Raw genomic sequence first — 2,005 nt, 5'->3', positions numbered from 1 at the left:
TTATATTTAAATAGATTTTTTTTAATTAAAACAGAAAGGGGGAGATTATGCAAAATTATAAGAAAAAAATTTTAGTAGTAGAAGATGAGTCTATCTGTGCAGAGTACCTCCAAACTATTTTGGCAAAAGAGTACACTGTTGTGGGAGTAGTTGATAATGGGAAAGATGCTATCATTGAAGCTATGCTACTTAAACCAGATTTAATTCTGATGGATATTATGCTAATAGGTAGGATGAGTGGATGCGAAGCGGCCGTGCAGATTCATCAGCAAGATAGAGATATAAAAATTATATTTTTAACAGCTTATGCAGATGAAGAGATGATTGATTATGCAATAGAATCAGAGGCTACAGCTTATCTGATGAAACCATATATAAAAGAGGAGATTTTAGCCACTATCAAACTGCTTTTTGCACATAATGACCCTACTTTGACTATAGGAGAGGAGAGCATAGAGCTAGGTAATGGATATATCTTTAATATAAAAAGGCATCGTCTACTCAAAGAGAACCAAGAGATACACTTGGGTAAAAAGACTTTGAAACTTGTAGAGATTTTAGTAAAAAATATAAATATCTCTGTCTCAAATGAACAGATATGCACCTATGTTTGGGGTGAACCTAAAAATGACCGCACCTTGCGTTCGCTGATTTATCGGATTCGACATATGGTAGGTTGTAATATGATAGAGAATGTCAATGGGTTGGGATACAAGATTGTTTCATAACGGTTCTCTTTATTTGAAAACAAAACAGTTATGAAACTATTATACATTATAATTAGACATCTTGCAAAACTTATTTGGAATCGGAGACTTCAGTCCCGAATATGACGAGGCTGAAGCCATCGGTTCCTAGTTTTGCAAGAAGTCTATTAAAGAAAAGGACTATTATGAGCGGAAAAGATGATTTTTTAGATGATATTTTGCTACGGGAGATGCTAAAAAGAGACCAATGGATTTCTAAAAATAGTGCCATTTTGGTTTTTCATGGTATTGGCTATCAAAAACCTTTGGATACACTAGATACATTTGTTCGAGGGATTTTAGATACTTATATCAAAGCTAATTTCAAAGAGGAGTTATTTAAGTTAACTCATATGGTTGAGAAGATAGATGATAGCAGTGGAGGTTATCTATATCGTAACTCTATACGGATAGAGTATGATAACTTTAACTACTATCTTGACTGTCATGAGTTCTATTGGGCAGATGAGACAGAGGATCAAGTCTCTTGGATGGATACTCAGAGTTGGATTAAAACACTTATAGATGGAGCAAATAGTTTCTATCGGAAAAATCTTGGAGAGCTAAATAGAGATAATAGTTTTTTCTTTACAGATGGTGTTTTTCATGAAAAAAGATATAAGTTTGTTATGAAGTTTGCAACAGGCTTTATTCCTGTAATAGGAGCTACCATTAGGCAACTTGGAACTCTTTTCAGATATATACCTTTTATGGGAGACTTAATCTTAAATATTATTAAATCAAATAGTAAAAGCAGATCAGATAAGTTGACAAATCTGTTTGGTGATATTGTAGCATATAACTCTCCTGACCCCAAAAGTAGACTTTTTCAGGTAAGACAAACCATTAAAAGGAAAGCATACAACTCAATAAAATATCTGATTGAGACAAAATCTAATGACTCTACATATAAGTATGATAATATTATTGTAGCGGCACACTCTATAGGTACGCAGATAGCATTTGATGCACTCAATGAGATAGACCACGGTATAGCACTCAAAAATATAAAAAGAGATGCTATACCTGATGTTCTATCAGGGTTTGTAACTTTTGGTTCCCATCTTGACAAAGCCGCCTTTTTCTTCTCTGAACAGATTGATAATAAAGCCTATATCAAAATGCAGATTCGTAAAAATTTTTACGCGTTTAAGGAGAAAGAGAGTGAAGATGATTATCCAATTAATCTGAAAAACATGTTAACCCCTTCACTTAACAGTATCGTATGGCGTAACTACTATGATGAAAATGACCCAGTT

General features: G+C 33.6%; 2 protein-coding genes. Both read left to right on the top strand.

Annotated elements, in window-relative coordinates:
- Positions 1-47 precede the first annotated feature (47 nt).
- Complete coding sequence (locus tag GSY74_RS04490; RefSeq protein WP_164663911.1) at positions 48-728, top strand: response regulator transcription factor; 681 nt, start codon at positions 48-50, stop codon at positions 726-728.
- A 164-nt stretch (positions 729-892) separates the two neighbouring features.
- The coding region (locus GSY74_RS04485) for a hypothetical protein (protein WP_164663910.1) at positions 893-2,005 on the top strand (1,113 nt) is incomplete at its 3' end.

The organism is Sulfurovum sp. bin170 (genome assembly GCF_010892395.1).
In the GTDB taxonomy this organism is placed as follows: Bacteria; Campylobacterota; Campylobacteria; order Campylobacterales; family Sulfurovaceae; genus UBA1140.
The sequence above is the reverse complement of the archived record's forward strand: the minus strand, read 5'-3'. Positions and strand labels throughout refer to the sequence as shown.